Annotated in this window: 3 protein-coding genes; all 3 read left to right on the top strand. The window is 40.2% G+C overall.

Translation table 11 applies throughout. The features are described 5' to 3' along the window. Positions 1 to 1,480 (top strand): fibrobacter succinogenes major paralogous domain-containing protein (locus LGB01_07110; GenBank protein MCB4753965.1); only part of this gene is annotated, 1,480 nt, incomplete at its 5' end. 95 nt (positions 1,481 to 1,575) lie between these two features. Next, positions 1,576 to 3,372, top strand: a complete 1,797-nt coding sequence (locus LGB01_07105; protein ID MCB4753964.1) for a hypothetical protein — start codon at positions 1,576 to 1,578, stop codon at positions 3,370 to 3,372. Between the two features lie 76 nt (positions 3,373 to 3,448). After that, entirely contained in the window at positions 3,449 to 5,038 is a 1,590-nt protein-coding gene (locus tag LGB01_07100) for a fibrobacter succinogenes major paralogous domain-containing protein (GenBank protein ID MCB4753963.1), read from the top strand. The last annotated feature ends 312 nt before the right edge of the window (positions 5,039 to 5,350 follow it).

Below are 5,350 nucleotides of genomic sequence, written 5' to 3'. Positions count from 1 at the left end.
GCTCAATCTTAGTGAAAGGGATCGTGGTGATCTAAATATTTCCAATGGTAATTGGGATTGTACCGAGCAGAATTTTTGTGAGCTAGATCTTACTAGGAAGATTGGCAAACAGTATATTTCTTTGCTGGATAGACTTAGAGGCGACTTGAAGCTTACTGTGAAATGTTCTATCTTGAAAGAGTTTAAGGTGCCTGCTAGTGCGGCATTTGTACCTTACCGTCCTAGTAGTAAATTTATCGCACACAGGGATACCGAAGACTGGGTAGTGTCTGGTGACCCAGGCGGTCGAAGAAGGTCATATTTCTTTAGAAAGACAGATGGTCATGGGGTATGTCCCAAAGACTATAGAGTGCCTACAGCAGCAGAGTGGATACAGGAGGTAAACTCTTGGTATACTGAAAATGCAGAAGGAGGAATGTTGTCTGCCTTAAAACTTCCTGCGGCTGGTACAGCAAAAGATGCCATAGTTACACCGTCTACTAAGGGTACAGTTAGTGCTTACTGGACTCAAGATGCTGCAGAAGGTAAAAAAGCTTGGGCAATGTATAATGGTACTAAAAAGGCGTTGTTCCGTAGCAAGGCACTGCCAATCCGATGTATTAAAAGATTACGGTGTGATAAACCTATTAATCATCATGGAATTGATTATGAGTGTATCGTAAGTCCTTTGACAGGCAGAGTATGGTTAGACAAGAACATCGGTGCTTCACGTAAAGCTACCGGACCTTTTGATATGCAGGCATACGGTAACTACTTCCAGTGGGGCAGAGAGGAAGATGGGCATCAGATGGTAAACTCTTCTGTAACACGCAGCAAGTCAGACAGTTTGCATAATCTCTCTTATGATGCAGGGGAGTTTAGTGGCGTTTGGCAGCGACAGGTAAATTATGATCGAGACCATATGGATCGTATTAGTAAACGATTGATTTGGGGGGCAGATTGGGCAACTGTAGACATAGATGGTCATCAAAGAGCTGCATTTTGGTCAAAATCAGACGGTTCAAGCATATGCCCTATAGGATTTAGAGTGCCTACCGCAAAAGAATTTTCAGATGAACTCAGGATAGACACAATATCTCATGAATTTTGGCAACGAGGTGGAGGTTATAGTTCATTTTTGAAACTTCCATGGACTGGCTATAGACGTAAGAATGGTGAGTATGTTTATAGTTGGGATGAAAGCAATGAGTACGGTTGTATTCTTGCTAAGGTAAGAGAGTATGAGCCAAGAGACAAAGAGTGGTGGGATGCAGCTATGACATACCACAAGACTCCATATTATGAGCCAAGATCACCTACTATATGTGGTACAGATATTGGTATGTACTGGACCAGTGAGCCTAGTGGTGGATTTACTGAAAATAAATCAAAAGCATTACAGATAGCACACAATGCCGGTGGTGTAGAAATTGTTGACATAGATCGTGGATTTGCTCTTTCGGTTCGCTGTATTATGGATGATTTGAGTGAAGAAGAGTAACATATATCATAGGCTGTAGTTCAAATAGAGATAAAATAAATTAGTAAGAAGTGTAAATTTTATTTAATAATATATGCACAATAATTGAGGAGAAAATGATGAAACCATATTTACAATGGATAGCAGTTGCAGTTGCATCGGTCATGCTGGGTGCATGTAGTGGTGATCTCAGTATTGGCAGCAATGGTCTTGGTGGCGGTACTACTGATAATAAAAGAGATACCAATGAAACCGGTGTAGTAGAAAAAAACCAAGTACCCACTGCGCGTATTGTGATGAGTCCTGACAAGAAGTCTCTTTTGGGTAGTACCAGTATAGGTGGGAGAAGTAGTAGTAATCCAACCTATCTTCCTAAAATTATAAAATATGAGTGGACAGAGGGAGAGACAATTCTCTCAAGAGAATCTTTTTTGATTAGTGATAAACTTACTCGGGGTATTCATATTATTACCCTTACCGTAGAAGATGAGTTCAGTTCAGTAGGAAGAGTAGACATGGTAGTTCGTAAAAATAGAGACAATACTCTCTCCGTATCAAATCGTAATACTGCACCAGTTCCTGCCGTAACAATTATCACCAGAAATGAAAAAAATACTCAGGCCATTAGGTTTAAATGGCAAGAAGTGATTGAATTCGATGGTAGTGAGACTACGGGTTCAGGTACCAGTAACGTAGTTACCTATCAATGGAGTGAAAAAATAGATAAAAATACTTTTTCAATTCTTTCGGATAAACCAAAGTTTCAAAAAAATGACTTTCCTGTAGGTTCTCACACTGTTTACCTCATAGTAATAGATTCAAATGGTAAAACAAATAAGGGAGCTGTTACAATAGACGTAGCACACACTGCCCATGAGCATAATGCAACACTAACACCTTCATTTCTGCCCCGAGAAGCAGAGGAGGCACTAGGACAGGGGCACTGTTATGATATTGCTACCAATGCAAATGGTGAGACGAAAAAGATTTTAAATGGTAAAAAATTTAAATGGGGGGGGCTTTGGTATGGTTGTGTAAAATCAAAAAACACAGGTCGAATATGGCTAGACAGAAACTTGGGTGCTCAAAAAGTAGCCGAATCTGTCTGGGACTTAGCGGCAATTGGCTGGTACTATCAGTGGGGTAGAGAGACAGATGGACATCAATTTATTAATTCACCCGTTACAGAAGAAAGATCAGCTACTATATTTGGTGTCACTCATAGATATGATAACGGAATCTGGGCAGCTCGAAGATCTAGAGGTTTTATCGCTGTAAGTCGTGATAGAGACTGGATAGAGGATGGTTCTGCTACCATAGGAGAGAGAAGTTACAAGAAGAACCCAATCAGTTTCTGGCGAGGTCTAGAAGTGATAGGATTCAACTTTGAAGTAACGCAAGGTGAGGGTGGTTCTGACAATAGAGGATGGATTAGATCAAATTTCTGGTTAAAGGCAGATGGCTCTTCAGGCATATGTCCTTTAGGGTTCAGGGTGCCTACTGCTGATGACTGGTGGCAAGAGGTAAAACATTGGGATGACTATAAGGATGCTTTTAATTCTGAATTACATCTTCCACTTACAGGTCATCGATGGTCGGGGAATGGTCTTTTAGACCTTAATGATGCAGGTGTAAGTATGTTGGTGAGGGAATACATAGCAGAATCTTACTATTGGACTGCCACTACCAATGCCAACTTTTTTAGTACCAAGTGGGTCGATACTGGAGCCTTTGATGCGATACCACCAACTGAGGACAACAACTGGAAGGCAATGGCGGTATATTATTGCTCTGGTAAACCAAAAGTGATATGGATGCCTCGCGCAAATGGAATACCTATTCGTTGTGTTCAAGGATCAACAATACAAATGACTAGATCTGGACTTAAAGACTATGGAGAGGCAAAATTCTAGTAAGAGGCATATCTATACAGAATGCCTTTTTGTTATATAAAAAAGAGGCAAGAGACATAACCCAAAGGAGAAAGGTATGAAATCATATTTGCAGTGGTCAATAGTCACCATAGCAATCGTAATCTTTAGTGCGTGTGATAGTCATATTAGTATTAGTGACGGCAATATCACGCTTCATTACCCCAATATTGAAAGTGGTGATACCAACAATACTGCTAAAGAGAATACCAATGCTCCTAGAACCATATTATGTAGAGTAAGGTATAAAGGGATTATGTACGGGTGTGCAGCCAGTGAAACAGGTCGAATATGGCTAGACAGAAATCTGGGTGCTTCACGGGTAGCTGCCTTGCCTTCTGATGCCGCATCATATGGTTACTACTTTCAGTGGGGAAGACCAGCAGATGGACATCAGCTTGTATCTCCAGATAAGAGGCATCAACGAGCAACAACCGTACATCCTTCATTTGGTGAGTTTATTACTGTCAATAACACTACGACAGATTGGGTAGTTGATGGTGTGGATGCCAATGGTACCCAAAGAGAAGCATTCTTGTGGAAAACAGACGGTACAGGCATATGCCCTAAAGGGTTCAGGGTACCTACTGCAGAAGAGTTGCTTAATGAATTTTTCCAACCTCATTTTAAATCTACACTGAACTTCCCTTTGGCAGGATTTCGCAATAATGACAAAAATGATATAGAGATTTCAGAAAGTGCAAATGATACTTTTTGGGATCCTGCTGGTTACTATATGGCTTCAGATAAATCTTCAAATGGAGTGGCAAAAGTTCTCTTTTTGAATCAAAACAAAGGAAAGATAAGCACAAAAGGTCGTGCATACGGTTACTCGGTTCGTTGTATTAAAAGAGAGAGCTGGGAAGTGGCACCAGCAGTGCCGTCACCTAGTGAAAATGCAACAGGCACTGATGGAAATGGAGCCTCCGGAGGATCAACCTCTGATGGAAATACAACAGATTCAAATGGTACATCATCAGTTAGTATCATGCATCATGGGTTTGTGTATAAGCCTATACTCAGTCAATCAGGTCGAACATGGCTAGATAGAAATCTAGGTGCTATAGATGTATTGGAATCACCTTCTGATCAGGCATCATACGGTTACTATTTTCAGTGGGGAAGACCAAAAGATGGACATCAATTTTCATATTCAGACAAGGTCAATTTACAAGCAGAAACGATAACGCCACCGCATGATGAATTTATTACCGTAAATAGTAGTGCTACAGATTGGGTAGTTGCCTCTGTGGAGGGTATTGATGTGGATAGTGATGGTACTAAAAGGGAGAGATTCTTATCAAAAATAGATGGTACGGGTATATGCCCCCTAAACTATAGGATACCTACCGCAGAAGAATTGCGTAATGAGTATCTACTTGAAACGATTACCACTGAATCTAACTCTATATTGAAATTTCCTTTGGCTGGAATTAGAAACAGTGTAGATGGAAACATCACAGAAGATGCCAATACTATCTCTGCTGAAAATGCTGTTGGCTACTATTTAACTTCAGAAAGTGCTTTAAATGGACAGGTAAAAATTTTCTTCTTGAATCAAAGTATGGGAAAAATAATTAAAAAAGACCGTGCATATGGCTACTCAGCCCGTTGTATCAAGGCCCTTCCAGGGGAAGAAGCACTATAGCGAAAGAGCAAAACTTCTAGAGGAGAAGCGGCGCTAACTGATTATCTGCTAGACGTAAGCTTTGCCATGAAGCATAGTCTCATATAAATAGTATTTGATTTTAATGTAGGTAAGATTAAAAAGAGAGGTTACCGGAGGTGCCTCTAAAGAAGGCTGTAGTACAGCCATAATTTCATATTGTTGAACACTGATAGTAAACTTTCAGGTACCCTAAAAAGTTTAGAGTATCTTGTATATCTGCATTTCTCTTCGTTATATTAAAGAAAAATAGTTAATTTTTAAGGTATAATAAAGCCTGTATCTGCGTGGAGT

This window comes from Sulfurovum sp. (assembly GCA_020525365.1).
GTDB lineage: Bacteria > Campylobacterota > Campylobacteria > Campylobacterales > Sulfurovaceae > Sulfurovum.
This window is presented reverse-complemented; position numbering and strand designations above follow the sequence as displayed.